The sequence below is a fragment of the Acinetobacter sp. 228 genome (assembly GCF_048147885.1).
Genome location: NZ_JAYWYV010000623.1, coordinates 1 through 1018 on the forward strand (window position 1 = coordinate 1; position 1018 = coordinate 1018).

General features: G+C 35.6%; 2 protein-coding genes. Both read right to left on the bottom strand.

Going from position 1 to position 1018, the window contains the following annotated elements; all coding sequences use genetic code 11:
* Positions 1-394 (bottom strand): AarF/UbiB family protein (locus VXQ92_RS21375; RefSeq protein ID WP_416683106.1); only part of this gene is annotated, 394 nt, incomplete at its 3' end.
* Positions 395-667: 273 nt separating this feature from the next.
* Positions 668-970, bottom strand: a complete 303-nt coding sequence (locus tag VXQ92_RS21380; protein ID WP_000120631.1) for a hypothetical protein — start codon at positions 968-970, stop codon at positions 668-670.
* Between the last annotated feature and the right edge of the window lie 48 nt (positions 971-1018).

The window sequence follows — 1018 nt, forward strand, 5'->3', positions numbered from 1 at the left end:
GTGTTGCGCGATGAACTTGTGCCAAAGAAGCCGTACCGATAGGCTCATGGTCAATTGTTAGATCATTTAACTTAGAACCTAGTTGTTCTTGTAAATGAGGTTTAATTGCTGGCCAGTCTAAAGCAACAGTTTGGTTATTTAAGGTATTTAAAGCTTGAGTAATTTCTTCAGGTAAAAAATGTTCACCATAAAGCGCCATCATTTGGCCAATCTTGACAATAGAACCTTTAAGTTTGCCAATTTCAGAAACAAGATAATTAGCTTGCTCGCTCATTGCCTTTTTACGCTTCTTCTCTTTTTCTTCTTCACTAGAAAAGAGGGAAGAGGCACTTGCAGTAGCCCAACGTGTTCCTGCCAGTAAAGAAGCTTTCGCGATTGATAAGCGTCGATCCATGGAAGAAGTTTTTAAGCTTATCGTTCTGATTTGACATGAAAATAGAATCCTATGCGCATCATGCAGCCAAACGCTGGTGATCTAAAATTGTAACGAATATTACATGTTTTGAACGTATTAAAATAGTTCCCTCAGACTGAATGGTGAGTTGAAAGTCTCATTTTAGATTTTAATTTTCTAAAAATAGCCTAAGCGTTAGAGAGAAAATTAAAATATCCACCACTCAGAAAAATAAACCACTATAAAACGTCGTATCAGATGCTAACCGTAAAATTACATTTTAAACTGAATTTTCAATTCAGCCTTTTGCATTAAATGCATACGATTAGCTTGAATATGTTGAATAACCATTTGCTTGACGGAATCATGCATAAAACCAAGCGCATGAGCCTTTACAATAACGATGCTAGGCAGTGTATAGAAAAAGTACTTAACATCATCAAAAGTCGCATTATTAAAAATGCCTTGTTCGATTAAGGTCTGCTGTAAAAATTGCTTTTCATTTAATACATGATCTGAAGACTCATCCCAAAAACGGTGACGCATTGCCATCAGATTATTGTGTTTGTAACTCATAAATTCGCCAGTTCAGACTTTAAATCTCAACTAAATATATTGGAGTCA

What these genes read in the sequence shown, in the direction of transcription:
- VXQ92_RS21380 (WP_000120631.1), bottom strand. Translation starts at nt 970, where the DNA reads ATGAGTTACAAACACAATAATCTGATGGCAATGCGTCACCGTTTTTGG.